The 24,669-nt window shown below is 45.6% G+C and carries 22 protein-coding genes; 9 read left to right on the forward strand and 13 right to left on the reverse strand.

The window, feature by feature from the left end:
* Positions 1 to 85: 85 nt before the first annotated feature.
* Both F3I09_RS05195 and F3I09_RS05200 read right to left on the reverse strand, forming a co-directional pair.
* A complete protein-coding gene (locus F3I09_RS05195; RefSeq protein WP_149693986.1) occupies positions 86 to 1,138 on the reverse strand; it encodes a nucleoid-associated protein in 1,053 nt (350 codons plus the stop codon).
* Between the two features lie 22 nt (positions 1,139 to 1,160).
* A complete protein-coding gene (locus F3I09_RS05200; RefSeq protein ID WP_149693987.1) occupies positions 1,161 to 2,630 on the reverse strand; it encodes a hypothetical protein in 1,470 nt (489 codons plus the stop codon).
* A 204-nt stretch (positions 2,631 to 2,834) separates the two neighbouring features.
* Between F3I09_RS05200 and F3I09_RS05205 the strand changes: the two genes are divergently transcribed.
* On the forward strand, positions 2,835 to 3,725 hold the full coding sequence (locus tag F3I09_RS05205; RefSeq protein ID WP_149693988.1) for an SMP-30/gluconolactonase/LRE family protein: 891 nt from the start codon (positions 2,835 to 2,837) through the stop codon (positions 3,723 to 3,725).
* 73 nt (positions 3,726 to 3,798) lie between these two features.
* On the opposite strand, the gene fabG is transcribed toward F3I09_RS05205, so the two are convergent.
* Genes fabG through lptB form a run of 3 tightly spaced genes read right to left on the reverse strand, consistent with a single transcriptional unit; the run spans position 3,799 to position 6,900 of the window.
* Positions 3,799 to 4,548 (reverse strand): 3-oxoacyl-[acyl-carrier-protein] reductase, encoded by a 750-nt coding sequence (fabG, locus tag F3I09_RS05210; RefSeq protein WP_149693989.1) that lies wholly within the window; start codon positions 4,546 to 4,548, stop codon positions 3,799 to 3,801.
* Between the two features lie 30 nt (positions 4,549 to 4,578).
* On the reverse strand, positions 4,579 to 6,111 hold the full coding sequence (locus F3I09_RS05215; RefSeq protein WP_149693990.1) for a GH3 auxin-responsive promoter family protein: 1,533 nt from the start codon (positions 6,109 to 6,111) through the stop codon (positions 4,579 to 4,581).
* Between the two features lie 24 nt (positions 6,112 to 6,135).
* Positions 6,136 to 6,900 (reverse strand): LPS export ABC transporter ATP-binding protein, encoded by a 765-nt coding sequence (lptB, locus tag F3I09_RS05220; protein WP_149693991.1) that lies wholly within the window; start codon positions 6,898 to 6,900, stop codon positions 6,136 to 6,138.
* 213 nt (positions 6,901 to 7,113) lie between these two features.
* On the opposite strand from lptB, the gene metF reads away from it, so the two are divergent.
* Positions 7,114 to 8,067, forward strand: a complete 954-nt coding sequence (gene metF / locus F3I09_RS05225) for a methylenetetrahydrofolate reductase [NAD(P)H] (protein WP_149693992.1) — start codon at positions 7,114 to 7,116, stop codon at positions 8,065 to 8,067.
* 292 nt (positions 8,068 to 8,359) lie between these two features.
* Here the strand turns inward: metF and F3I09_RS05230 are convergent, their stop codons facing one another.
* From F3I09_RS05230 to F3I09_RS05245, 4 genes are all read right to left on the reverse strand, one after another.
* Positions 8,360 to 9,061 carry an outer membrane beta-barrel protein gene (locus tag F3I09_RS05230; RefSeq protein WP_149693993.1) on the reverse strand — a complete coding sequence of 234 codons (702 nt, stop codon included), beginning with the start codon at positions 9,059 to 9,061 and terminating at the stop codon, positions 8,360 to 8,362.
* A gap of 233 nt (positions 9,062 to 9,294) precedes the next feature.
* Positions 9,295 to 9,909 (reverse strand): porin family protein, encoded by a 615-nt coding sequence (locus F3I09_RS05235; protein WP_188133697.1) that lies wholly within the window; start codon positions 9,907 to 9,909, stop codon positions 9,295 to 9,297.
* 134 nt (positions 9,910 to 10,043) lie between these two features.
* A complete protein-coding gene (locus F3I09_RS05240; RefSeq protein ID WP_149693995.1) occupies positions 10,044 to 10,739 on the reverse strand; it encodes a porin family protein in 696 nt (231 codons plus the stop codon).
* Between the two features lie 117 nt (positions 10,740 to 10,856).
* Positions 10,857 to 12,263: a redoxin domain-containing protein gene (locus F3I09_RS05245; RefSeq protein ID WP_149693996.1), complete on the reverse strand. Its 1,407-nt coding sequence runs from the start codon at positions 12,261 to 12,263 to the stop codon at positions 10,857 to 10,859.
* Positions 12,264 to 12,345: 82 nt separating this feature from the next.
* On the opposite strand from F3I09_RS05245, the gene rlmD reads away from it, so the two are divergent.
* The 7 genes from rlmD (at position 12,346) to F3I09_RS05280 (ending at position 20,070) form a co-directional block, all read left to right on the forward strand.
* On the forward strand, positions 12,346 to 13,758 hold the full coding sequence (gene rlmD / locus F3I09_RS05250) for a 23S rRNA (uracil(1939)-C(5))-methyltransferase RlmD (protein WP_149693997.1): 1,413 nt from the start codon (positions 12,346 to 12,348) through the stop codon (positions 13,756 to 13,758).
* Positions 13,759 to 13,771: 13 nt separating this feature from the next.
* Complete coding sequence (locus tag F3I09_RS05255) at positions 13,772 to 14,602, forward strand: rhomboid family intramembrane serine protease (RefSeq protein ID WP_149693998.1); 831 nt, start codon at positions 13,772 to 13,774, stop codon at positions 14,600 to 14,602.
* Between the two features lie 19 nt (positions 14,603 to 14,621).
* Positions 14,622 to 15,374: a rhomboid family intramembrane serine protease gene (locus F3I09_RS05260; protein WP_149693999.1), complete on the forward strand. Its 753-nt coding sequence runs from the start codon at positions 14,622 to 14,624 to the stop codon at positions 15,372 to 15,374.
* Positions 15,375 to 15,618: 244 nt separating this feature from the next.
* A complete protein-coding gene (locus F3I09_RS05265) occupies positions 15,619 to 16,734 on the forward strand; it encodes an endonuclease/exonuclease/phosphatase family protein (RefSeq protein WP_149694000.1) in 1,116 nt (371 codons plus the stop codon).
* Positions 16,735 to 16,812: 78 nt separating this feature from the next.
* On the forward strand, positions 16,813 to 18,315 hold the full coding sequence (gene cysS, locus F3I09_RS05270) for a cysteine--tRNA ligase (protein ID WP_149694001.1): 1,503 nt from the start codon (positions 16,813 to 16,815) through the stop codon (positions 18,313 to 18,315).
* 31 nt (positions 18,316 to 18,346) lie between these two features.
* Positions 18,347 to 19,336 (forward strand): M28 family peptidase, encoded by a 990-nt coding sequence (locus tag F3I09_RS05275; protein ID WP_223233143.1) that lies wholly within the window; start codon positions 18,347 to 18,349, stop codon positions 19,334 to 19,336.
* Between the two features lie 113 nt (positions 19,337 to 19,449).
* A complete protein-coding gene (locus F3I09_RS05280) occupies positions 19,450 to 20,070 on the forward strand; it encodes a DNA-3-methyladenine glycosylase (protein WP_149694003.1) in 621 nt (206 codons plus the stop codon).
* A gap of 366 nt (positions 20,071 to 20,436) precedes the next feature.
* On the opposite strand, the gene recA is transcribed toward F3I09_RS05280, so the two are convergent.
* From recA to F3I09_RS05300, 4 genes are all read right to left on the reverse strand, one after another.
* Positions 20,437 to 21,447: a recombinase RecA gene (gene recA / locus F3I09_RS05285; RefSeq protein ID WP_149694004.1), complete on the reverse strand. Its 1,011-nt coding sequence runs from the start codon at positions 21,445 to 21,447 to the stop codon at positions 20,437 to 20,439.
* Positions 21,448 to 21,714: 267 nt separating this feature from the next.
* Entirely contained in the window at positions 21,715 to 22,407 is a 693-nt protein-coding gene (locus F3I09_RS05290; protein ID WP_149694005.1) for a hypothetical protein, read from the reverse strand.
* Positions 22,408 to 22,450: 43 nt separating this feature from the next.
* Entirely contained in the window at positions 22,451 to 23,947 is a 1,497-nt protein-coding gene (gene rpoN / locus F3I09_RS05295; protein ID WP_149694006.1) for an RNA polymerase factor sigma-54, read from the reverse strand.
* Between the two features lie 45 nt (positions 23,948 to 23,992).
* The gene (locus tag F3I09_RS05300) at positions 23,993 to 24,658 is read right to left on the reverse strand and encodes a ribonuclease HII (RefSeq protein ID WP_149694007.1); all 666 of its coding nucleotides are present in this window, start codon (positions 24,656 to 24,658) and stop codon (positions 23,993 to 23,995) included.
* Positions 24,659 to 24,669: the final 11 nt, after the last annotated feature.

Genomic DNA, 24,669 nt, shown 5'->3' on the forward strand with positions numbered 1-24,669 from the left:
GTTCCCGGTTTCGAGACACTAAAAGGCCGTCCGAAAGAACAGCCTTTGTTTAATAATTGGTTTTTGCTTATGAAAAAAAGATAGATCAAGTTTCGTTTTCAAACAATAACTTATAGTAATACAAATTGGTAGACTCATCAAATCCACGCTCAATCATTTCCCTGTTACCATGAATATATATGTGAAAGTTCTTGTCCAACTTCAGTATGCTCTTAAAAACCTTTTGCTGTTTCTTCACCGCAGGAGATGATATATCAAACTCGTCGGGGAACTCTTGCTGAAACTCCTGTTGGAACTGCTCTTTGTATTCCTTGAATGACGCTATAGCATCGGGATGCCCCAATACTTCCTGTGCGAAATCATCCAGCTGAAACTGCTCTTTCTCCTTGAAATAGGTTGCTGATTTATTAAGAAGATCCACCTGATCTACACGGCTTATCTCGTATTCGCCGGGCAGTTTATCATGGATAAACTTCTTACACATGTTCACTGCCAGTTCTGTCTGGTGATAGCTGTCCTCACGGCGTTGCACCTGCAGGAATGCATCCTTCCAGTAAACTGCTTCATTTTGTTTGCTGATGCTGTCTATAATGCTGACTTTGTACCCATTCTCTTCTTCGGTGTTAAAGACCAGGCAACCTTTATCAAGCTTATTGATATTGATCCCATCTTCATAATTCACCTCATAGTTGTCATTGGCTAGAAATACTTTGAGATAAGTATCCCTGTTCTCGGATTTAAAAATACCTATCGCCTCGACGTCTTCTCCATCCACCTGACACTTACTAAAGTAGGCAATATATAGTTCTCCACCTTTAATCTTTGGATGAGTGGAATGCTTGTACAGATGCCTGGCAATATTTACTGATTGCTCGTGAAAATTGTCCCTGTTTTCAAAGATACGCCGACAGTATTGAAAAATCTCATTTAATTGTAAATCAGCCTCATGATAAAAACGGAAGTACTCCGCGCTGTTGGTAAACGGCTGTATAAAATACGTCAGCAATAGCTGGCTGATTGTTTCGTCCTGCAATTCCAGCGGGGCCTGAGAACAAATCAGCGGTTCTTCCTGTGAGGCATTTCCTACCTTGTGTATCGAAAGGTGTTCAAGGTCTTTAAAATCTGAAACATGTATCATGGCCCGGCGAAAATAGTGAAAACTATTTCACAAATTTCCCCCCTGGTGTAATGTGCAGCTCTTTGCCTGTCAATTTGATAATTGCATCGCAGGTAAGCCGGCCCCTCCTGTCATTATAATCATCTTCCCTGTTTTCCATCTGCTTCGCCTTTACGTCTGCCAGCTTCAGTTTCTTCAGATTGTTATACACCGTGTACCTGTCAATAATCTTATTATCCCTGTTCACGGTTAAAAACTCCAGGAAATTTTCCCCACCCTTGTTAAACTCATGCAATCCTACAAGAATATTGTCTTTTGCCCGGATATGGAACAGTGATGCATAGTGATGATTCCCCCGTTTGCCTTTGAAATATTTAATAAGCGCTTTTTCATTGTACAGTTTTGAACTATGTACAATAGATGTGGCCTGCCGGCCGATGATCTTGCCACCGGGCAGCACCTCATATTGCATATTGTACACCGTCTTGAAGCGGAAACTACTATCCAGTTCTCTTGTATCTTCCTCCTTCAGGTTAATGCTGGCATCTTTATCCACCATACATTTCCTGTAAATGGTCTCTGAATGTTCGCCCAAAGTACCTCCGTATACCACAATCCTGTCCACCTCTTTTCCTTTCTTGTAAGTGATCAGTTTTACCTCTGGATATGTTAATCCCTCATCCAGGTAAATAGTATCTCTCGCATATAACAGGGCTGTTGCTCTTCCCGCAATCTCCAATCTGCCTAATGCGTATAAAGGATCCGGGCTTTCTTCCTTAAAATCGTAATAAGGAGTAAGCCTCGATATCGCTTTCAGCTCTTTTGTGCTGACAGTATCCAATGTTGCTGGTAACTTATATTCCGGAAAACGGGCAGCATATTTCTCAAAGGATTCTTTATCCTTTGGTACTTCCTTAATCGTTCCTTTACGTCCTATCCTGTAAAAACGAAGGGAAGTATTCACTTTCTGACTACCCTGCACATAAGTGGAATGACGGGCCCTTACTTCAATCAGGGAATCCAATCCTATATAGAACCACTGATTGGTAAACTCCGTTGAGGTAGTATCCTTTACTGCAACGACTTCTTCTTTCTCCTCTCCCGGCTCCCTGCTCACATTAGCAGCTATCTGCAGACGGGACTTCTCTGTCCCGTTGTCGTTATATACTACCAGGTAGGTCCTCTTTTCGTGATCATTTACCTCACAGGCATAGATAACGGGAGTAAATCCATTCACAGTAGTAAAGCGGCCCGCCGTTACCCGCTGAAAAGTATCGGTACCCAGGTAATGGGCATAATCTTTTATCTCCTTCAGCTCATAGGCATTCGGATAGGGTAACTTCAATTGTGTCAGCCCGTTGATGAAATCTAAGTGCTTCATCACACTATCCGGCACAATGGGCGCTATATTGATGCTCTTATTCTGTTTAACGGTAGCGGGTTGAGGGCCGTTGTTACATGATGAGTGAAGTATGAGCCCCAACAGGCAAACAATAGGTAGAACTCTAAACATAATTGGACGTTTACACAGGACTAATAACATCACAAATATATAAGTACTTCTGTAATATATTAATAGTTTGATTACCAAATTTTTGAACGGTAGTTATTTGACATATTTTAGCCTCTGCGGGCTTAACAACGGTCAATTTTGTCTCATTAACCGTTTAATACTCCTATCTTTTCTTAACTTGATAACTCAACGTAATTTTTTATCATGAAGCAGCATATCTGTTTATTACTGGCGTTATCAGCCGGTTGTGCGGTCATGGCACAGGACAAATCCACGGCATTGTACCAGGCACAAGATCTTACGAAAGAGAATATGTTCTCTGTCAACATTGAGGGACCCAACTTCGATAAAACAGGCAATCTCTATGTGGTGAACTACCTGCGGGACGGAACCATCGGAAAGATCAGCACGAAAGACGGCAGCGGAGAAGTGTTTGTGACATTGCCGGATAGCAGCATCGCAAACAGTATCCAGTTCAACAGCAAAGGCAATATGTATCTGCCGGATTTCAAAGGTCACAACGTACTGGAAGTGGACATGAAGACCAAAAAGGTAAGCGTTTATGTGCATTCTGATAAAATGTTCCAGCCCAATGATCTCTGCATCAGTAAGAAGGACGTACTCTTCGCTTCAGACCCTGACTGGAAAAACAGTAAGGGACAGATCTGGCGTATCGATAAAGGCGGTAAAGCCGTACTCCTGAATGGCAATATGGGCACCGCCAATGGCATTGAACTAAGCCCTGATGAAAAGACCCTGTACGTAAATGAAAGCGTTCAGCGTAAGGTCTGGAAATTCGATGTGGATAAGGATGGTAATATCAGCAATAAAAAGCTGTTTGCTGAATTTCCAGACTATGGCTTTGATGGTATGAAATGTGACAAGGCCGGCAATCTGTATGTAGCCCGCTGGGGGAAGGGAGCAATCGTGGTATTAGCGCCGGATGGCAAGCAGGTAAGGGAGATTCCGCTGAAAGGCAAACAGTGCAGCAATCTCACCTTTGGAGGTAAAGACGGTAAAACCGTATATGTGACATTGCAGGATAGGAAGTGTATAGAGACATTCAGGGTGGAGATCCCCGGAAAACGATATTAAACAATCAGGGCTCAGGAATTGAAATAGCAGGCAGATGCCGCATTCAATTCCTGAGCCCTGAATAATATTATAATTACATATTCAGTCCACCGCAGGCGCTGATCACCTGACCGGTTACATAAGCTCCCATGTTGGAAGCCAGGAACAGACATACGTTAGCGATATCTTCAGTGCTACCGAAGCGGCCCAGCGGAATCTGCGTCAGATAGTTTTTCGCACCATCTCCATCTTTCAGGTAGTGGGTCATATCAGTCTCAACGAAACCTGGCGCTACCGCATTACAACGGATGTTGCGGCTACCCAGTTCAGCTGCGATAGATTTGGTAAAACCGATAATACCTGCTTTGGAAGCAGCATAACTGCTCTGGCCCGCGTTACCTTTCATTCCGATAATGGAGCTCATATTGATAATGGAACCGCTTTTTGCTTTCATCATCGGGCGGATCACATGTTTGGTCATGTTATAAACACTCTTCAGGTTCACATCCATTACCTCATCCCACTGGTCGGGGCTCATACGCAGCAGCAGATTATCTTTAGAAATACCGGCATTGTTCACGCAGATATCGATGGCGCCAAATTCTTTCAGCACATCATTTATCAGCGCCTCACTCTCTTCGAAACTGCCTGCATTGGATTTATAGGCTTTTGCCTTTACACCCATTGCCTGTAACTTTTGTTCCAGTGCTTTGGCCTTTTCGTCAGAACTAAGATATGTGAATGCAACGTTTGCACCTTCTTCTGCAAATTTGATCGCGATAGCTTCCCCTATACCTCTGCTGGCTCCCGTTACAATAGCTACTTTGTTCTCCAGTAATTTCATATAGACGTAATAGTTGTTAGATAATTAAATTTAGATTTTGCCAGTGATGCCGGCGAATTTAAGAATTTCTTCCACATGCTGCCGCTCGTTATTGAGGCGGGGTACCTTATGCTGACCACCCAGTTTACCCTTACTCTTCAGCCAGTCTGTAAAGGTGCCCTTGGGCAATACATGTACTACAGGGCGGCGCAGCGCCATGTCTTTATGACGTTTGGCTTCATAGTCAGAATTGATGGACTTAAGGGTGTTATCCAATACATCAATAAACTGTTCAAGGTTTCCAGGCATCACATCAAAGTCCAGCAGCCACTCATGACCACCAGCTGCGCTATCGCTGAAGTAGATAGGGGCCGCGGTGTAGTCATTCATCACAGCGCCGGTCACCTCACATGCTTTGGCGATGGCCATATCAGAGTTCTCTACGATCAGCTCTTCCCCGAAGGCATTGATGAAAGATTTGGTACGTCCGCTTACCCTTACGCGGTAAGGCGCGAGAGAGGTGAACTGTACTGTATCCCCCACCAGGTAACGCCATAGTCCTCCGTTGGTACTAATGATCAGGGCATAGTTCTTACCCATTTCCACTTCCTGCAGTTGCAGGGTTTGCGGACATGGTTTTCCGTATTCCTCCATTGGCATGAATTCATAGAAAATGCCGTGGTTGAGGAACAGGAGCAGGCCTTCCTCTCCTATTACGTCCTGTGCAGCAAAGAAGCCTTCAGAAGCATTATAGGTTTCCTGGTAATACATGTCCGGCTTACGGATCAGTTTTTTGAACTGCTCCCGGTAGGGCGTAAAACTTACGCCACCATGCATATATAATTCCAGGTTAGGCCATACATCAGCCAGGTTATCTTTCCCGGTGATCTCGAATATACGTTTGATCAGTACCAGCGTCCAGGTAGGCACACCGGCAATAGAGGTGACATTCTCATGTATCACGGCATTGGCCATACGTTCTATTTTTTCCTCCCATTCGTCCATCAGGGCAATGGAAAGATCGGGCGTACGGATCATGTTACCGTAGAACGGCATGTTCTGCAGCATCACGGCACTCAGGTCGCCAAAGTAAGAATCACTTTCAGCGTCCAGTTTATTGACCTGATGGCTACCGCCTATTACCAGCGATTTGCCGGTCAGCAGGCGGGAGTCAGGGAAATTATTATAGTACAGTGATAATACGTCGCGGCCGGCACGGTAGTGACAGTCATCCAGGCTTTCTACAGAGACGGGTATGAATTTGCTCTTATCGGCGGTGGTACCGCTGGATTTGGCAAACCATTTAATCGGCGTATTCCATAAGATGTTCTGCTGCCCTTCCATTAATCGTTGGATATAGGGCTTGAGGGTATCATAATTATGAATAGGTACCCGCTGCTTGAACTCGTCTATCTTATATATCTGTGAAAAGCCATATTGTTTGCCAAACTCAGTATACTGAGCGGCGCTAATTAGATTCTGGAACACCTGCTGTTGCACCTGCAGGGGGTACTGCATAAAATATTCTATGCGCCCCATACGCAAACGCGCCAATTGTGATATTGCAGGACTTAATATTCTCATAATAGGATCAGGAACGTAGTAGTTTTATTGTTTTTTAGCAGCTTCGTCCAGGTAATTCTTACGACGTAAAATAAAATTCTGGCCAAGATACACTTTTCTTACCTGTTCGTCTTCGGCTAACTCTTCTGCAGTTCCGGCTTTGAGTATCTTACCTTCAAAAAGCAGGTAAGCCCGGTCAGTGATGGAGAGTGTTTCCTGTACGTTATGGTCTGTTATGAGGATCCCTATGTTCTTGTATTTAAGGCGGGCAACGATCGACTGAATATCTTCCACTGCAATGGGGTCGATACCGGCGAAAGGCTCATCCAGCAGGATGAACTTAGGATCGACCGCAAGTGCGCGCGCTATTTCCGTACGCCGGCGTTCGCCTCCACTCAATACATCCCCGGGGCTTTTGCGCACATGGGTAAGACGGAATTCTTCCAGCAGGCTTTCCAGCTTTTCTTTCTGCTCCGCTTTCTTCAGGTTCGTCATTTCCAGTACGGCGGAAATGTTATCTTCCACACTCAGCTTACGGAATACGGAAGCTTCCTGAGGTAAATAACCAATTCCCATCTTTGCCCTTTTGTACATTGGCAGCTTTGTAATATTCACATCATCCAGGTATACCTGTCCCTCGTCGGGCTTGATCAGCCCCACCACCATATAGAATGTAGTTGTTTTACCCGCTCCGTTAGGACCAAGCAATCCCACTATCTCTCCTTGTGTCACTTCTACAGATACATGGTTTGCCACGGTCCTGTGACCATAGCGCTTTACCAGTTGATCTGTATGTATTTTTAATGCCATATGTTCAAACTTAGCAAAAATACACTTTTCATTTAGCTTTCAACGTCTAACTGTCGTCAGCCCCTCAATTCGTGCAAGATCGCTACATTTTTTATCTATTAATGGAGTACAATGTATTAAAATATTCGGCCTTTTCACTAAAATTCAGATGATAATTCTAATGGATGTATTATTTTTGCCCGGCATTAACTTAAGCTCACTTTTATTTCTACTATGAAAGTAACAGAACATATAGCGCAGGCAAAAGATACACTGATCTCTTTTGAGATCCTACCTCCCCTTAAAGGTAAGAGTATCGATTCTATATATGAACACCTTGATCCATTAATGGAATTCAAGCCGGCTTTTATTAACGTTACTTACCATAGAAGTGAGCATATGTTTAAGAAAAGGGCTGACGGCACCTTTGAAAAGGTGGAGATCCGTAAACGGCCCGGTACAGTAGCCATCTGTGCTGCATTGATGAACCATTATGACGTGGATGCCGTTCCACATCTGATCTGTGGCGGCTTCAGCAGGGAAGAAACTGAGAATGCGCTGATCGACCTCAATTTCCTTGGTGTGGACAACGTACTGGTGTTACGTGGAGATGCCCCCAAAAATGAGACCTTCTTTGAACCTGAGCCACATGGGCACCGTTATGCAGACGAACTGCTACAGCAGGTTGTACATATGAACAATGGGATTTACCTGGAGGAAGACCTCCAGGGGGGCGTAAAAACAAGCTTCTGTATAGGTGTGGCCGGTTACCCGGAGAAACACTTCGAAGCACCTAACATGCAGACAGACATGAGCTACCTGAAGAAAAAGGTAGAAAACGGCGCGGACTATATCGTGACCCAGATGTTCTTCGATAACCAGAAGTTCATTGACTTCGTGGCCAAATGCCGTGAAGCGGGTATTACTGTACCCATCGTCCCGGGATTAAAACCCATCACCACCCGTAAACAGCTGACTGTCCTGCCACGTACATTCCATGTAGACATTCCGGCTGATCTTGCCAATGAGATCCTGAAATGTAAAACAGATAAGGAAGTGGAAGCTGTAGGCACTGAATGGCTGATACAACAGTCTAAAGAACTGAAAGCTTTTGGCGTACCCGTACTGCACTACTACACACTGGGTAAACCCAATGTGATCCGTAAGGCGGTTGAAGCAGTGGTATAATAAATAATAATTAAGCGCAGTTTATAAAGTTATAAAGCAAGCGGTCCGCCAATGGCGGACCGCTTTTTATTATTAAATGGTAACCGTTTTTCTTAGTAAAAATGCCATTACGTGGAAACGTAGCAGCATGTCCGAATAACTGTCACACTTTTTGTCTTTTTTGTTGCTGATAATTGTAGTGAATTATCAATCCCTAAGACGGCTATGTCTGGCCTTACCCCTATTACCACAAAAAAAAATAAGGGAGCCCCTTTTCAGGAACTCCCTTATTTTTTTAAATGCCCTTATTCTTTTAGTAATCCTCTCTATTGAGCAGGATGCCCAGACTCATAGAAAAATAGCTATTGGTGATCTTTGCAGAAGATGTACGGTCAAGATTGAACATCCCCCGGCTCAAATTCGCGCCGAAGACCATGAGGTTATTAAATTCTATTCCGAACATCAGATCAGCGCCCGCGTCAAACCGGCGTAACTGCGCACCCGGAGCGATCCCCCGGTCTTTGTAATTAAATTCGATTGAATGTGAATCCGTGCTAACAACAGATCCATTGTACATAAGGTCCAGGTCATAGGTGCCATTCAGTCCATAAGCTACATAGGGACCGGCCCCTACTACGATTTTCCCCAGGGAAACCGGAAATTTGAGTACCATATTCAATGGCACTTCCAGGTAATGCAGTTTAAGCTGGTTGGCAGATTCCACAAATATGCCTTGTTTGGAAGGCAGGGGACGGAGGTAAGCACCTTTGGTAATGTATCTTACCAGGGGCTGAAAATAGAGTCTTTTGTAGACAGGCACGTTGATGATCAGGTCGGCATGCAGACTCGTCAACTGACTGTTGGTGCCAAGGCTGTTACTTTTATACCCCTGGCTGTTTTTAATCTGTGTGGCAGATAAGGTATAGCCACCCCTCAATCCAAGACTTACCTGGGCATGTAGGGGCAATAGGGAAGTTAACAGCGTTAAAATGAAGAGTGTAAAAAATTTACTCATGCGTTTTACGTTGTGTTGTAATAATGTGTGGTATTGTCCTCTTTTAGTAGGGTCTTCCAGGGTTCATAACACGGGATCTCCCCGTCATAAATACGGGCATAAAAATAATCTAAATACTCACAAATAGAATTCAAAGTTGAGCTTTCTCAACAAAAAGGGGGAAACTTTCGAAAAATAAAAAAGTCCCCCCGTCAATAACGGAGGGACTCTCTTTTTATCAAATATTGCTTGCCTTAGAATTTATAACCTACAGACACACCAAAAGAGGTGTTTCTCCAGCTACGATCATTGTCAGTATTGTCATACGCATTCACCAGGCCAAGGTCGGCATTGATACCAAGGTACAGACCGGCTTTCATTTCATAACCAGCCACAATACCCAGACCCGCATCAAAGCGTTTCAGTTTTCCACCAATAATAGTTGATTCATCATCAAAAGCTTTCCACTCAGCGGATGCGTTACCAACAGTACCTTTGTGTTTACCACCCAGCCCATAGGCTATGTAAGGCCCAGCGCCGAGGTTCAGCGAACCGGCGCCTACTTCTGGTTTGAACAGGAAGTTGATAGGCACCTGTAGGTAAGATAATGTCGTTTTCAGGTTGTCATTGGTCTTGCTGCCTTTACCAGCATACAGTAATCCTGTACCGATGTAAAATTCATCTGCCAGTGGTAAATCCGCTGTAACTCCGGCTCTTAAGCCAACTACCAGATCACCGGTTTCTTTGTTACCTGCACTTTTAACTGTTGCACTTGAGAAATTAGGTCCCGCCACAATACCGAATTTTGTTTGGCCGAAAGTAATGCCTGCAATCATCAGCGCGGCAATGGATAATAATACCTTTTTCATATGGTGTTTTAATTTTTGGTATAGCATCCTACAGGCGTTAGAGGATGCTATACCAATTTCTTAGCTGTTTTGTTATTAGTAGACGTTGCCTGTTTACGCCCGGTTAAAAAAGTGACTGAATTACTGTCAGACGATTAGAACAGGTAACCTAAAGACACGCTGAACACTCTGTTCTTGTTCTTGTCATTCCTGCTATCATCTCCACCTGAGTTAATCTTACCAAAGCCGTGTCCATACTGGGCAGAAACCAGGAAGTTCCTGAATTCAGCACCCACCTGGACGTTACCACCCCAATCAAATCTTTTATACTTGTCCAATCCCTGGTTAGGATCGCCGTCGTGGAATGGGGTGTCGTCATCCCATTTAATTTTGGACTCTGTACTGGTTGTTACACCGGCAAGCGTGGTAGACACTTTATTCTTACCTGCTACGCCAAATGCCAGGTAAGGGCCGACACCGGCAAATAGCCTGGTATTCGCACCAACAGGTATCTTACCAACAATGTTTAAAGGAACTTCAATGTACTGGGGACGGGTTGTATATTTCCTGTATGGAACAGTGGCGCTGTTATCTTTATCTCCGGATTCCAGTTTCGCACCTTTGGTTGTATAGAATACACCCGGCTGGAAAGAGAGTATTCTTGGTACCAACGGAACATCCGCAATAAGACCAATATGATAACCTGATAATGACCGGTCTTTATCCACCGAACCATTATTGTCCACAGAAATGGTAGAAAGGTTCCAACCACCTTTTACACCTAGCCGCACCTGAGACATTGCTCCGAAAGAAATTGCAAGGGCTGCAAACGAAAGGATAATCTTTTTCATAATCTTAACAATTTGATTACAACATCAAAATGCCAAAGACTATGCCAAAGAGCTTCGCAGCAAACTTATGTAATTGCAAATAAGTGAATTACAGTAAAAAATAATTTTTATATCTGTTTATTTGCGAACTGTTCCGTCCTTTGTATCCATTTTTTCAAGGAAGTCATTAAGCTGTTCAACCCCCAATCTTTTGGCCAGGATCTTCTTCTTTTCATCCAGCAGATACACCACTGGTGTACTGTATACATCGTACAAACGGCGGTAATTGCTCTGGGCGTCGGGGTCCCATGCATGGATCCATCCGCTGAGCTTATGCTCTTTGATGAAAGCCTGCCATTCATCTTTGGTGCCTTCAGTTTTAAAGCCGATCAGGGCTACCCCTTTGTTTTTCCAGCTGGCATTAAAGGCGGAGTCAAGTTTGGGGACCTCTACCTTACAATGGCCACAGGTGGGATCCCAGAAAACGAGGATAGTATATTTTGCTTTTGTAGTATAAAGGGAAACGGGTTTCAGGGAAGAATCCTTCACTTCCAGCGGAGGTGCCTGTTGTCCTATCAGGTTTGGCGCCATGGAATAGGCCCGGGAAATGATCTTGTTCAATTGATCATCCTTCAGCCAGTAAGCTTCGCCGGATACGTAGTATTTCTCTACCATGTGTACGAATACAGCATCCATACCCATGTATTTGGAAGTTTCGTAGGTATATGTCAGCCACCATACCACGAACTTGAACATCTCTTTATCTTTCCGGGTTTTCGCAACGATATTGTCTGCTTCGGCAATAATGGAATCAGGGTCCATAGCCACCAGCTGTGTAAAGTACCGGTTCAGTTTTTTCTCAATAATATCTGTTCTTACCAACCTGCCATCAGTCAGGTTTACGCTGTCCCAGTAATGCGTCTTGTAATAACGATAGCCGAATGTAGAATCCTCACCGGGAGGGGTGGGTGGCACTTCAGGGTCTTTCATAGCCCTGAAAATGCTGGTCAGCAGGCTTTTCGGGTGTTCCGTCACAATGCTGTTACGGAAGTTCTGCAATTTCTTGCCCAGCTCCTGTTGTAAAGACCTGGCGGTTGCACTGTCTGCCGCAGTATGTTTGGCCATCAGGGCATTGAGTTGCCTGTCCTGTGGCGCTACTTCTTTCGACAGGAATTTATTATATGACTGGAAGATCTCGTTCTCTTTGGAGGTTTTGAATACCGTCTTGTTGATCAGGTCCGTAGTATCGATGCTAACAGAGAATAGCTGATCCTTATCATCGAGCAGCATCTCAAAATAGCGCTGCCTGCCAGGAAGCAGTACGATGTAGATCCCTCCTGGTAATGCTTCCTTATTCTTCATCACAGCAACCCCCTGCGCATTAATTTGGGCGGAATCAGCCATGTAAAAGCTTTTGCCCATATAATGAGCCAGACATAACTGCCCTCCTGTATACTGTTTTAACTGGAAAGTAAGCTGGTAGCCCTGCGCCTGTAACTGCCAGTGGCAGAAAATGCAGGCGAGTAATATCATAAGTTTACGCATAGGATATCGGTTACTGTAAAAGTAGCAAGGAAAAGGGAATTTCACAAAATCAGTGATCAGCTAAAATCCTACCTTTGCACCCGTGAGGAAAAAAAATGTTATTCTTGAAAAAGTCCCTGTAAGCGCTTATGCAGCCGAGGGGAAGGCACTGGCCCGGATAGATGGCAAAGTGATATTCATTGAAGGCGGCGTTGTACCCGGAGATGTGGTGGACGTACGTCTTGGTAAGAACAAAAAAGACTGGGCAGAGGGCAAGGCCATCCGTTTCCATTCTCTGGCGTCTAACCGTGTTGACCCTTTCTGTGAACATTTTGGTAACTGTGGCGGCTGCAAATGGCAGATGCTACCTTATTCCCTGCAACTGGAATACAAACAGCAGCAGGTGGCCGATAATCTCCAGCGTATCGGTAAACTGGAATTGCCTCCCATGCAACCCATCATGGGCTCCAGGCACACCACCCATTACCGTAATAAACTTGAATTCACCTTTAGCAATAAAGCATACCTTCCGGCAGAGGAACTGAATGAAGACGGTAGCATTCCTCAACGGAACGCCCTGGGCTTCCATGTACCGAAGCTGTTTGACAAGGTGCTGGACATTAATACCTGTTACCTGCAGGCAGAACCGGTCAATGCCATCCGGAACACCATCCGCGCATACGCACTGGCCAACCAGCTCTCCTTTTACGACATCCGCGCCAAGGAAGGATGGCTCCGTAACCTGGTGATCAGGATCTGTACCACCGGCGAAGTAATGGTTAACCTCGTGATCCATCACGAGAACAAAAAGGACAGGGAAGCCCTGCTGGACCACCTGCTGGCTACTGTTCCGGGTATTACCTCCGTACTGTATACCATCAATCCAAAACTGAACGATACTATTTTCGACCTGGAACCGAAGGTCTACTTCGGAAAGGGATATGTGGAAGAGAAACTGGAAGACTTTACTTTTAAAATAGGTCCCAAATCCTTTTTCCAGACCAACACTTACCAGGGAGAAGCATTGTACCAGGTAACAAGAGAGTTTGCCGGATTAACAGGAACAGAAATTGTTTACGATCTCTATTGTGGTACAGGTAGTATTGGTATTTTTGTGTCCCGGCAGGCAGGCAAGGTGGTCGGAATAGAGCTGATAAAAGAGGCTATTGATGATGCTATTGAAAACGCCGCCCGCAACAACGTGAACAATGCACAATTCTTTGCCGGAGATGTAGTGGATATTTGCAATGACGCTTTCTTTGCCCAACACGGGCAACCGGATGTCGTGATCACAGACCCGCCAAGGGCCGGAATGCACGAGAAACTGGTTAACAAGCTACTCGAAATTGCTGCTCCCCGCATAGTATATGTAAGTTGTAACCCTGCTACACAGGCCAGGGACCTGGCGCTACTGGACGCTATGTACAGTGTCAAAAGGATACAACCGGTGGATATGTTCCCACATACACACCATATTGAGAACGTGGTGTTACTTGAGAAAAGAATTAATCATTAAAGAATAAGGAGAAATGAGCGAGTTCAGGCCCGGCAGATTTGAAATACTCCCTACGGTGATCAAAAACCTACTGATCATCAATGGTTTAGTGTTCCTTGCGCAGAACACTTTAGGGAGCGCCATCGGGAACAACAGGATTGATGATATTTTCGCGTTGCACTATTGGGGGTCCGATCTCTTCAGGCCTCACCAGTTTATTACACACCTGTTCATGCATGCCACCCTCGGGCATCTGTTCATGAACATGTTCACCCTCTGGATGTTTGGCGCCACACTGGAAAACATCTGGGGCCCCAAACGCTTCCTGATCTTTTACATGGTATGCGGTCTGGGGGCGGCCCTTTGCCATATGGGTGTGCTGACCTACGAAAACGTCCGGCTGGCGCATGATGCCAGGGCATTCCTTAACGATCCTTCCATCGCCAATTTCAGACTGCTGGATAGCCGTTACGACCTCGACTCAGGCAGATATCTATCCGAAGGCACCAAGACTATATTCTACCGGTTCCCGAACGATCCCGGCGTGATTAACGATACCAAAGTGTTCATCCGTCAGTTCGCCCTGGATTACCCGGATAGTGCCACCCTTGGGGCCTCCGGTGCTGTATTCGGGCTGTTGTTCGCATTCGGATACCTGTTTCCCAATAATCTCATTTACCTTTACTTCCTGTTCCCTTTAAAGGCAAAATACTTTGTAGGGATCCTCATCCTCCTGGAACTGTATTCCGGTATTCAGAACTCAGCCGGAGATAACGTAGCCCACTTTGCACACCTTGGTGGAGTGCTCTTCAGCTACCTGCTCCTCAGGATCTGGAACAGGCATAACCGTCGACATTTTTATTAATCATAAAAGATCTTGTGACATGATGCACGTTGAGGAAAGGAATACAACTCCCTTATCCCTGGGAGAAGAAAAGAATATGGTGATGCAGCTGCTGCTGATAAATATCACGGTATTCGTTCTGCTGTTTTTTACAGAAGTCATCTACCGCATTGAGGGTAATCCGCTGGCCCGTTATCATGACGATGTATTGTCGCATCTGACACTATCTGCCAGCTTTGCGACATTGCTGCACAATCCCTGGTCATTGATCTCCGCAATGTTCACCCATGACAGTTTCTGGATGATTGTCAGCAACATGATATGGCTGGCTTGTTTCGGCACCATGCTGCAAAATCATGCAGGCCGTCAGCATATCCTGCCGCTGTACCTCCTGAGCGGAATTATAGGTGCGGTATTTTATCTGCTGGGCATGCAATTCATCCCACCCTTCCGGGAGCTGCAGCCATTTGCCAGCATGACCGGTGCTTCTGCCGCTATTATGGCCCTGGCCATTGGCGCAACAGTAGTGGCGCCCAAATACAGACTGCTTCCAAATCTGCCCATCCCCTTCTGGATGATCACCGTTATCTTCCTGCTCGTAAACATCGGCACACATCTGGTCAATAGTAACGACCTGACGATGGTGCCATCACTCATCGGCGGTGGATTAACCGGTTTCCTTTATATGCAGCAGTGGAAAAAAGGCAATGACCTGGGTGCAGGTTTTAACAAGACCCTGCACAGGATCACACACATGTTCCATCCGAAAACGCATCTGCATATCATCAAGTAGTATAAACGATATTTCAATACTCACGGGCCCTCCGGTACACTGCTATCCGCAGTTCACCCGGAGGGCTTTTTCCTTTCTGACGCCGACACGATGGATTGATACTCCGGCGCAGCAGTCATTATAGATTCATGCCTTAAAATCTATATCAGGCAAGGGTTTCAGCATTTCTTCGTCATAGCAGACTTATCATTATCATGTATGAATTCATCATTTCTCCTATCTTTAAGCTAAAATGCGATAGGAGTTGAGATTTCTGAGGCTATTCACAAAAGGTTTCTTTTTAACGGTTAACACCATTGTAGTGCTCCTTTTCCTGGTAGCCTGCCTGGCTCCTTACGTATCCCCGGAACGATGGTGGCCTATCAGCTTTATTACCCTGTTTTTTCCTTTACTGTTACTGATCCTGATACTCTTCTTTATCTGCTGGTTGCTTTTCGATTTTAAATACTGTCTGTTACCGATGCTGCCAATACTACTCGGATGGAAGTCTATTTCCGCTTTCATTGCGTTCAATTATCCCACAGCAGGGAAGCAGTTTGCCAATCCTTCCGGCAGCCTGACTATCATGAGCTATAATGTTGCCCAGTTTGGATTATACCGTGAAAAAGACAGTAAATACAACAGGGAAGCCATGTTTGCTCTTATCAAGAAACAGGAACTGGACCTTCTTTGCATTCAGGATTTTTATACTTCTGAAAAGAAGAATGACTTCAATAACCGGGAAGACATTTCCCGGGAAATGAAACTGCCCTACCGTTTCTTTTCCAGCGACTTCAATCGCGACGGTATGCAGCACTGGGGCTCTATTATTTATTCCCGTTACCCAATCATAAAGTCAGACAAGCTGAAACTGTCACATGGTCCACTCAGTGAAAGCCTGATCTATGCAGACATCGTGCGTGAGAACGATACTTTCCGCATTATTAATATGCACCTGGCCTCCTACCGTTTCAATGAAAGGGATTACCGCTCCATAGAAAAGATCAGAAAACAGGAAGATACCGGCCTGGTGGCTACACGCAATATTGTTCAGAAAATGCGCGACGCCTATGTAGGCCGCAGCAGACAGGCCGATATTGTGGCTGCGTTTATCAAGACAAGCCCCTACCGTGTTATTGTGTGCGGGGACTTCAACGATACGCCGGCATCTTACACCTATTTCACTATCAGGGGCCCCTTACAGGATGCCTTCCTGAGAAAGGGCAGTGGTATTGGCCGGACTTATGCCGGACTAGCCCCGACCTTGAGGATAGACTACATATTTGCCGACAAATCATTCAGTATCAATTCATTCCGAATGATCAACTCCGGACTTTCCGATCATTATCCCGTGATCGCTAATCTTAGTCCTTCGCTGTAATGTCACTCACGAAACAATAATTATCTTTGCAATCCTAACAAAAGGAAGTGTAGCTTACACTCTCTGAAATTTTCTGATATGTCTGAGCTTAAAATATACAATTCGCTACATCGGCAAAAGGAAGTATTCACATCTCTCTATCCCGGACATGTCGGTATGTATGTATGTGGTCCTACCGTATCGGGGGAATCACACCTGGGTCATGCCCGCCCGTATATTACTTTTGACGTTGTTTACCGGTACCTTCAGTACCTCGGTTATAAGGTACGCTATGTAAGGAACATCACAGATGCCGGCCACTTTGAGGAAGAAGGCCGCGAGGCTGAAGATAAGATCGCCAAACGCGCGCAGCTTGAAAAGATGGAACCGATGGAACTGGTGCAGAAATACACCAATCTGTTCCACTGGGCATTTCATCGCTTCAACTGTCTGGAACCAAGTATAGAACCTACTGCTACCGGTCATATCATCGAGCAGATCGAAATGATCAAAACGATCATGGAGAAGGGCTATGCGTATGAAAAGAACGGCTCTGTATACTTTGATGTGAAGAAGTATGCTGAACACCATAACTATGGCATTCTGAGTGGACGTGTGCTGGATGACATGCTGGAAAGCTCCAACCGTGAGCTGGAAAATCAGGATGAGAAAATAAACAATGTGGACTTTGCCCTCTGGAAAAATGCACCGCCTGAACACCTCATGCGTTGGCCCAGCCCCTGGGGAGAAGGGTTCCCCGGATGGCATATCGAATGTTCTGCCATGAGCAGCAAATACCTCGGTAAGCAGTTCGATATTCACGGCGGGGGCATGGACCTGCAGTTCCCTCACCATGAGTGCGAAATAGCACAAAGTGAGATCGCCCATGGCGAACTGATGGCCCGTTTCTGGATGCACAATAATATGATCACCATTAACGGCCGTAAGATGGGTAAAGCGTATAACAATACTATCAAGCTGACGGAACTCTTTACCGGCAACCACCATTTGCTGGAAAGAGGCTACAGCCCGATGACCATCCGCTTCTTCGTTTTACAAACGCATTACCGCAGTACGCTTGACTTCTCCAATGAAGCCCTGCAGGCAGCAGAGAAGGGATTGCACCGCCTATGGTCAGCTTACGAAGTATTACAGAAACTCACTTATACACCTGCAAACGGCCAGCCTATAAATGAAGAACTGGATAAACAGGTACGCGACTGGTGCCAGGAATGCCATGAGTTCCTCAACGACGACTTCAATACCGCAAAGGTACTGGCGAATTTATTTGAACTGGCCCCTGTGATCAATTCCATCAAAGGCGGACAGGTGAAAATGCATGAGTTGAGTGAAGAAACATTCCAGTTATTACAGAAAACCTGGAGCACCTTCCTCATCGATATACTGGGCCTGCAACCAGAAACGCTTAACACTGACAACAGTAAGCTGGATGGCGTAATACAACTGCTTATTGAGATGCGTAAAGAGGCAAAAAGCCGCAAGGACTATGCAGCCTCCGACAAGATCCGCAACCAGTTGTTAGCTGTAGGTATACAACTGAAAGATGAAAAAGATGGTAGTATGACCTACTCCATACAGTAAAGCCGTTATGACCAAACAGCCATTTGTTAATATGTACAAAATACTCAGCATTGCTGCAGGCCTCGCATTGTTCACGCTTGCCTGTAAACAACCGGCCAAAACCAACCAGCAGGAAGAAGCCAATAATGCGCAGCAGTCGGCTGCATCTAACGTGAAAGTACCAGTGTTTGAGGTAGACAGCGCATATGCCTATACCGCCAAACAGGTAAGCTTTGGCCCCCGTATTCCCAATACGCCTGCTCAGAAAAAATGTGCAGACTGGCTGATCCAGCAACTGAAACCGCTGGCAGACACCCTGTATGTACAGCATGCCAATGTGATCGGTCCAAAGAAAGTATCATTGCCTTGCATTAATATCATTGCCAGTTTCAACCCTGCTGCTACGCAGCGTATCCTGCTGCTTTCCCACTGGGATACCCGTCCACACGCAGACCAGGACGCCTTTGATAAAACAAAGCAGTTGGATGGTGCAGACGATGGCGCCAGCGGCGTAGGCGTACTGCTGGAAACAGCACGTCAGCTTCATGCCCGGAAGCCACAGGCAGGTATTGATATACTACTGACAGATGTGGAGGATTATGGCATAAGCGAGGAGGAGAACAGCTTCTGCTTAGGTACACAATACTGGGCCAGAAACCCGCACGTAAGAGGTTATAAAGCGAACTATGGTATCCTGCTCGATATGGTTGGCGGTCGTGCTTCACAGTTCTACATGGAAGCAGGCTCTCAGCAGTATGCATACGGTCCGATGAAGATGTTCTGGGACGTAGCCAACCGCCTGGGATATTCCGATTACTTCCGTTACGAGAATATCGGCGCCGGCATCACCGACGATCACGTATATGTCAATACCATCGCCAACATTCCCACTTTTGATATCATTGCACTGCAGTCGAACGGCAACTTTGTACCGCATTGGCATACTACCAATGATAACATGACTGTGATCGATAAACGTACTTTACAGGTAGTGGGACAAACGATTCTTGAAGTCATTTATAAGCAACCTTTCGAGTACTAAATACTTCGGAAGTAGCCCTTCCCGCAATGCTCCTGGTGATGCAAAATTTAATACCTTGCTTCATCAGGAGCATTCCTTTTTATCAAGGTGTATTTCTCTTTTAATCGTAGTCTATGAAGCAGTCCCCTGAAGAACATCTGGTACATCTCAGTAAAGACAAAAAGCTTGCGGCGATAATGGCTAACCCTCTTCCGGCGCTTACCAGGCGTAAGAATATTGCGCTAAGGCTAATAGCGTCCATTATGAGCCAGCAATTAAGTGTGAAGGTCGCCACCGTGATCTATGAACGCTTCCTGGCTTTGTATGACGGGAAGGAACCCACTCCGCAGCAGATCCTGGATACCCCGGCGCCTACGTTGAGGACTATCGGTCTGTCAAATGCTAAAGTGAGTTATGTACACAATGTGGCGCGCTTTGCAGTAGAGGAGCAGCTGACGGATAAGAAGCTGGAGAAAATGGCGGATGATGAGGTAATCAAATATCTCACACAGATCAAAGGTGTGGGCAGGTGGACGGTGGAGATGCTGCTCATGTTCTATCTGGGCCGGGCAGACGTTTTTGCCATTGACGACTGGGGATTGCAGCAGGCGATGATCAAGATATACAAACTGGATAATACGGATAAGAAAGCTTTCAGGGAAAAACTCCTGAAGATCTCCGGTAAATGGTCGCCTTACAGAACTTACGCCTGCCGTTATTTGTGGGCCTGGAAGGACATGAAGCCTACGGCATAACAATACACTACCCTCTAAGTAAACCCATGATCAGGACGTTCCTTATGATGCAGCCCTTAACGTTAATAGCATTCAGGCGTTGGAAATCTTTTAAGATCTGACCAGGGAAAGTCTCTGACCACAACATGTAGAACAAAAAAATATCCCCGCCCAGGAGAAGGCAGGGATTTACGTTAATACTAACTAACCCAATGCTTATATCTAAAACTAAAACAACTCTTTTTTAAGGCGGCAGTGTCTGCGCTTATCGAAAGCAACACTACTTACTAAACCAACATCTGCCAAAGACCGCAGTACTTCACCAGGCGGCACATTTTTACATGCACCACTACTCATTCATCCTGCTCCTAAAGACATTATTGTTTATTAAGCCTGCGCCTGTTGCTCTGCCAGTTTCGCCTTGATCTTGCCTTCAATTTCTGCTGCCACTTCAGGGTTATCAAGCAGCAATTGTTTCACGGCATCGCGGCCCTGGCCCAGCTTGTTCGTATCATAACTGAACCAGCTGCCGCTTTTCTGGATGACGCCGTATTCAACACCCATATCGATAATTTCACCCATCTTGGAAATACCTTGTCCAAAGATGATATCGAATTCAGCCTGGCGGAAGGGAGGTGCAACTTTGTTCTTTACTACTTTTACTTTTACGCGGTTACCCACAGCTTCATCACCATCCTTAATCTGGGTCATACGACGAATGTCCAAACGCACAGAAGCGTAGAATTTGAGCGCGTTACCACCGGTAGTAGTCTCCGGATTACCAAACATCACTCCTATCTTTTCACGCAGCTGGTTAATAAATATGCAGCAGCAATTTGTTTTTGAAATTGTAGCGGTCAGTTTACGCAGCGCCTGAGACATCAAACGTGCCTGTAAACCCATTTTGCTTTCTCCCATCTCTCCTTCCAGCTCTCCCTTTGGCACCAGGGCAGCAACAGAGTCAATCACCACTACATCCACCGCTCCGGACAGGATCAGACGGTCTGCAATTTCCAGGGCCTGCTCACCATGGTCAGGCTGGGAGATCAGCAGTGAGTCTACGTCCACACCCAGTCTCTGGGCATAGGAGCTGTCAAACGCGTGCTCCGCATCTATGATTGCGCAGATACCACCCTTCTTCTGGGCTTCTGCAATTGTATGAATAGCGACTGTTGTCTTACCGGAAGACTCTGGTCCATATATCTCAATGATCCTTCCTTTAGGAAAACCACCTATACCGAGCGCAATATCCAGACCCAGGGAGCCTGTTGATATTACTTCCATCGGCTCTGAGCCTTTCTCCCCCATCATCATCACAGATCCCTTTCCGAAATCCTTCTCGATCTTGTCCATTGTAAGGCGCAGCGCCTTGAGTTTGTCAGTATTGGCTGTAGACATATTAGTAAGTGTTTTTACAAATTTAACGGTGTGCTAAGTTATGATCTAATTTTCTATTCTCCTAAAATTTTTAGCATTTTGGCCACAAATACTAAATGTTGTAGCAAACAGAATCAACCTTTCACATTTATTGTTATGCTGTTATAATAAGTTTAAAGGGCTAACGCACAACAGAAGCATATGTCAATGTTCAAATAACACTACAAAGATGAGCAGGCTTTACGCACTGGATGTGCGTAGTCAAAAAAAGTTTTTTTCAGGCCGTTTTTATCCTGCTATGCCATATGCAATCAGCTGTGAGAGAATACCCAGTACAAAGCCGGTATAGATTTCCGCGGGGGTATGTGCCCCCAGTATCAGCCGGGCGGTAGCTACGATGCCTGAGATCAGGAAAGCGATCATCAGCGCAAGGCTGATATTCATATTTAACCCCATCATCAGCATCAGCAGGAAACCGATCACACCTCCCCATCCTATCGTATGCATACTGATCTTCACATAGGTATTGGCCACCATACCAATCACGATGGCTATAAATATGCCCAGGAAGAATGCATTGAAAAAAGGAGGCGCTACACCCTGCCGTTTAAAGGCGAAATAGGTCCAGAAGTAAAAGGTAGTGCAGGCTATATAAGGAATGATACGGTCCTTCTGTGACCGTAACTGGAAAGACGTCACAAAACCCAGCGCTTTACACAACGCCACCACAAACAGTGGCAGGAACAATGTAGTAAACAGCACCCTGATATACAGCAGGTCAAAAGTATACCGGATACTCTCCTGCTTGAACATGACAAAGTACTCAGGCATGGCATTGACCAGCAGCACCGTTACCAGTATTGGCAGGAATAAAGGATGCGACAGGTAAGAGATTACTTCAGCTACCTTCTGCAATGCTGGTGAAAACACCGGCTTGTCCTGCCGGGAATTATCCGTTGTGGGTATGATTACTTGTTCCATTCACAATTTCCGTCACTTTTTAGGCGGGACGGCCGCCACGTCATTAAAGTTCTTTTCTCAGCCTGGCTACCGGGATATTCAGCTGCTCACGGTATTTGGCTACCGTACGGCGGGCAATATTATAACCCTTATCCTGCAACATCTTCGTCAGGTTTTCATCGCTGAGCGGCTTACGTTTATTTTCCCCCTCTATCAGGTCAGACAGGATCTTTTTTACCTCACGGGTGGAAACTTCCTCCCCGCTGTCTGTCGACAGTGACTCACTAAAGAAAAATTTTAGCTTGAAAGTACCAAACTCTGTCTGTACATATTTACTGTTTGCCACACGGCTGACAGTAGAAATATCCAGCTGGGTGATATCGGCAATGTCTTTCAGGATCATCGGGCGCATAGTCGTCTCATCTCCTGTCAGGAAGAACTCCCGCTGGTATCCCATGATGGATTCCATTGTTGACAGCAGGGTATGCTGCCGTTGCTTGATTGCGTCAATAAACCATTTGGCTGCGTCAATCTTTTGTTTGATGAATAACACCGCCTCTTTCTGACGCTTATCCTTTTTGTCTCCCCTGTCATATTCTTTCAGCATGTCCCGGTATCCTTCCGAAATCCGGAGGTCAGGAGCATTCTTAGAGTTCAGTGTCAATTCCAGCTTACCGTTGTTGTTCAGGATAAAGAAGTCCGGCACCACATAACTTTCCGCCTTATTCAGGGTGGCAAAGTTCCCTCCTGGTTTCGGCGTTAGCCTGATGATCTGCCCGATAGCCTCCTTCAGGCTTTCATCATTCATATTCAGGCCCTTCTGGATCTTCTCGTAATGCTTCTTGGTAAACTCATCAAAGTAGTTCTCCAGGATCTGGTAAGCGCCTGATACTCCGGGATCATCCTGCGGCTTGCGTTTCAACTGCAGCAGCAGGCATTCCTTCAGGTCAGTGGCCGCCACTCCCGGCGGGTCAAACTCCTGTATCTTGCGGATCAGGTCCCTGATCTCATCTTCATCGGTTGCAACATTCTGGGAAAAAGAAAGATCATCCACGATCGCACTCACTTCCCGGCGCAGGTAACCATCATCGTCAATGCTACCAATGATCTGTTCTGCAATGCTGTTCTGCCTGTCATCCAGTTCCAGCATTCCCAGCTGGCTCAGAAGATGCTCATGAAAAGATGTTTCCACCCTTACCGGGATGGTCTTGTTCTCATCCTGATCAGGATAGTTATCATCCCTGAGTTTATAATCGGCTATATCATCATCCCCCTCACTTACATACTCAGATATATCAATATTATCGTACTCGTTCTCACTGCCATCGGGTTCAAACTCATCCTCTCCCTCCTCAGCATCTGCACTGTTAAATTCTTCCTGAGGATCCTTAAATTCATCTTCATGCGCCTCTTCCCCGTATTCCAGGGCAGGGTTTTCCTCCAGCTCTTCCTTGATACGTTCTTCAAGTACAGCCGTAGGAACCTGCAGCAGTTTCATCAGCTGAATCTGCTGAGGCGACAATTTCTGTAATAGCTTCTGCTGTTGTGTCTGCTTTAACATAGACTAATCCTATCCAAGGCCAAAATTAATAAACAATAGTTTTTACTAATCCTCTGTCTCATCCGGTGAAACCACTTTTACCACCGTATATTCTTGCACGGGAGTATCAAAATCCAATTCCAGTTGTTCGTCGGGCAACAATCTAAATGATTTCCTGTGAAATGGCGTATCGCCATGTTCACGGATAGCATCCCGGTGTTGTTGTGTAGGATATCCTTTATTCTCCAGCCATCCAAAATGAGGGTATTGTTCATGCAGTTGCTGCATATAGTCATCCCTGTAGGTTTTCGCCAATATGGAGGCTGCTGCTATGGAGGCATATATGCCATCGCCCTTTATTATACAAGCATGAGGAATATTTCCATAAGGTACAAAACGATTCCCATCAACCAATATATAACCAGGTTGCTGCTTCAGTTGTTCCAGCGCCAGGTGCATGGCCCTGAAAGAGGCCTGGAGAATGTTGATCCTGTCAATCTCCTCGTTATCCACACTGGCCACCGCATAGGCAATCGCTTCTCTTTCCACTACAATACGCAGTTTCTCGCGGTCTGCCGCCTTCAGCTGCTTGGAATCATTCAGCAGTTTATTCCTGAACTTGAGCGGCAATATTACTGCTGCTGCAAACACAGGACCGGCGAGGCATCCTCTTCCAGCTTCATCACAGCCGGCTTCAAAAGCGATATCTTTTTGGTGATAAGAACGTAACAAGGCTTTTTAGT

Source organism: Chitinophaga sp. CF418, from assembly GCF_900142925.1.
Lineage (GTDB): Bacteria > Bacteroidota > Bacteroidia > Chitinophagales > Chitinophagaceae > Chitinophaga.

Excerpts from the sequence above, each read along its gene's own strand:
- F3I09_RS05195 (WP_149693986.1), bottom strand. The coding sequence starts at position 1,138 with ATGATACATGTTTCAGATTTTAAAGACCTTGAACACCTTTCGATACAC.
- F3I09_RS05200 (WP_149693987.1), bottom strand. The coding sequence starts at position 2,630 with ATGTTTAGAGTTCTACCTATTGTTTGCCTGTTGGGGCTCATACTTCAC.
- F3I09_RS05205 (WP_149693988.1), top strand. The coding sequence starts at position 2,835 with ATGAAGCAGCATATCTGTTTATTACTGGCGTTATCAGCCGGTTGTGCG.
- fabG (WP_149693989.1), bottom strand. The coding sequence starts at position 4,548 with ATGAAATTACTGGAGAACAAAGTAGCTATTGTAACGGGAGCCAGCAGA.
- F3I09_RS05215 (WP_149693990.1), bottom strand. The coding sequence starts at position 6,111 with ATGAGAATATTAAGTCCTGCAATATCACAATTGGCGCGTTTGCGTATG.
- lptB (WP_149693991.1), bottom strand. The coding sequence starts at position 6,900 with ATGGCATTAAAAATACATACAGATCAACTGGTAAAGCGCTATGGTCAC.
- metF (WP_149693992.1), top strand. The coding sequence starts at position 7,114 with ATGAAAGTAACAGAACATATAGCGCAGGCAAAAGATACACTGATCTCT.
- F3I09_RS05230 (WP_149693993.1), bottom strand. The coding sequence starts at position 9,061 with ATGAGTAAATTTTTTACACTCTTCATTTTAACGCTGTTAACTTCCCTA.
- F3I09_RS05235 (WP_188133697.1), bottom strand. The coding sequence starts at position 9,909 with ATGAAAAAGGTATTATTATCCATTGCCGCGCTGATGATTGCAGGCATT.
- F3I09_RS05240 (WP_149693995.1), bottom strand. The coding sequence starts at position 10,739 with ATGAAAAAGATTATCCTTTCGTTTGCAGCCCTTGCAATTTCTTTCGGA.
- F3I09_RS05245 (WP_149693996.1), bottom strand. The coding sequence starts at position 12,263 with ATGCGTAAACTTATGATATTACTCGCCTGCATTTTCTGCCACTGGCAG.
- F3I09_RS05255 (WP_149693998.1), top strand. The coding sequence starts at position 13,772 with ATGAGCGAGTTCAGGCCCGGCAGATTTGAAATACTCCCTACGGTGATC.
- F3I09_RS05260 (WP_149693999.1), top strand. The coding sequence starts at position 14,622 with ATGATGCACGTTGAGGAAAGGAATACAACTCCCTTATCCCTGGGAGAA.
- cysS (WP_149694001.1), top strand. The coding sequence starts at position 16,813 with ATGTCTGAGCTTAAAATATACAATTCGCTACATCGGCAAAAGGAAGTA.
- F3I09_RS05275 (WP_223233143.1), top strand. The coding sequence starts at position 18,347 with ATGTACAAAATACTCAGCATTGCTGCAGGCCTCGCATTGTTCACGCTT.
- F3I09_RS05280 (WP_149694003.1), top strand. The coding sequence starts at position 19,450 with ATGAAGCAGTCCCCTGAAGAACATCTGGTACATCTCAGTAAAGACAAA.
- recA (WP_149694004.1), bottom strand. The coding sequence starts at position 21,447 with ATGTCTACAGCCAATACTGACAAACTCAAGGCGCTGCGCCTTACAATG.
- F3I09_RS05290 (WP_149694005.1), bottom strand. The coding sequence starts at position 22,407 with ATGGAACAAGTAATCATACCCACAACGGATAATTCCCGGCAGGACAAG.
- rpoN (WP_149694006.1), bottom strand. The coding sequence starts at position 23,947 with ATGTTAAAGCAGACACAACAGCAGAAGCTATTACAGAAATTGTCGCCT.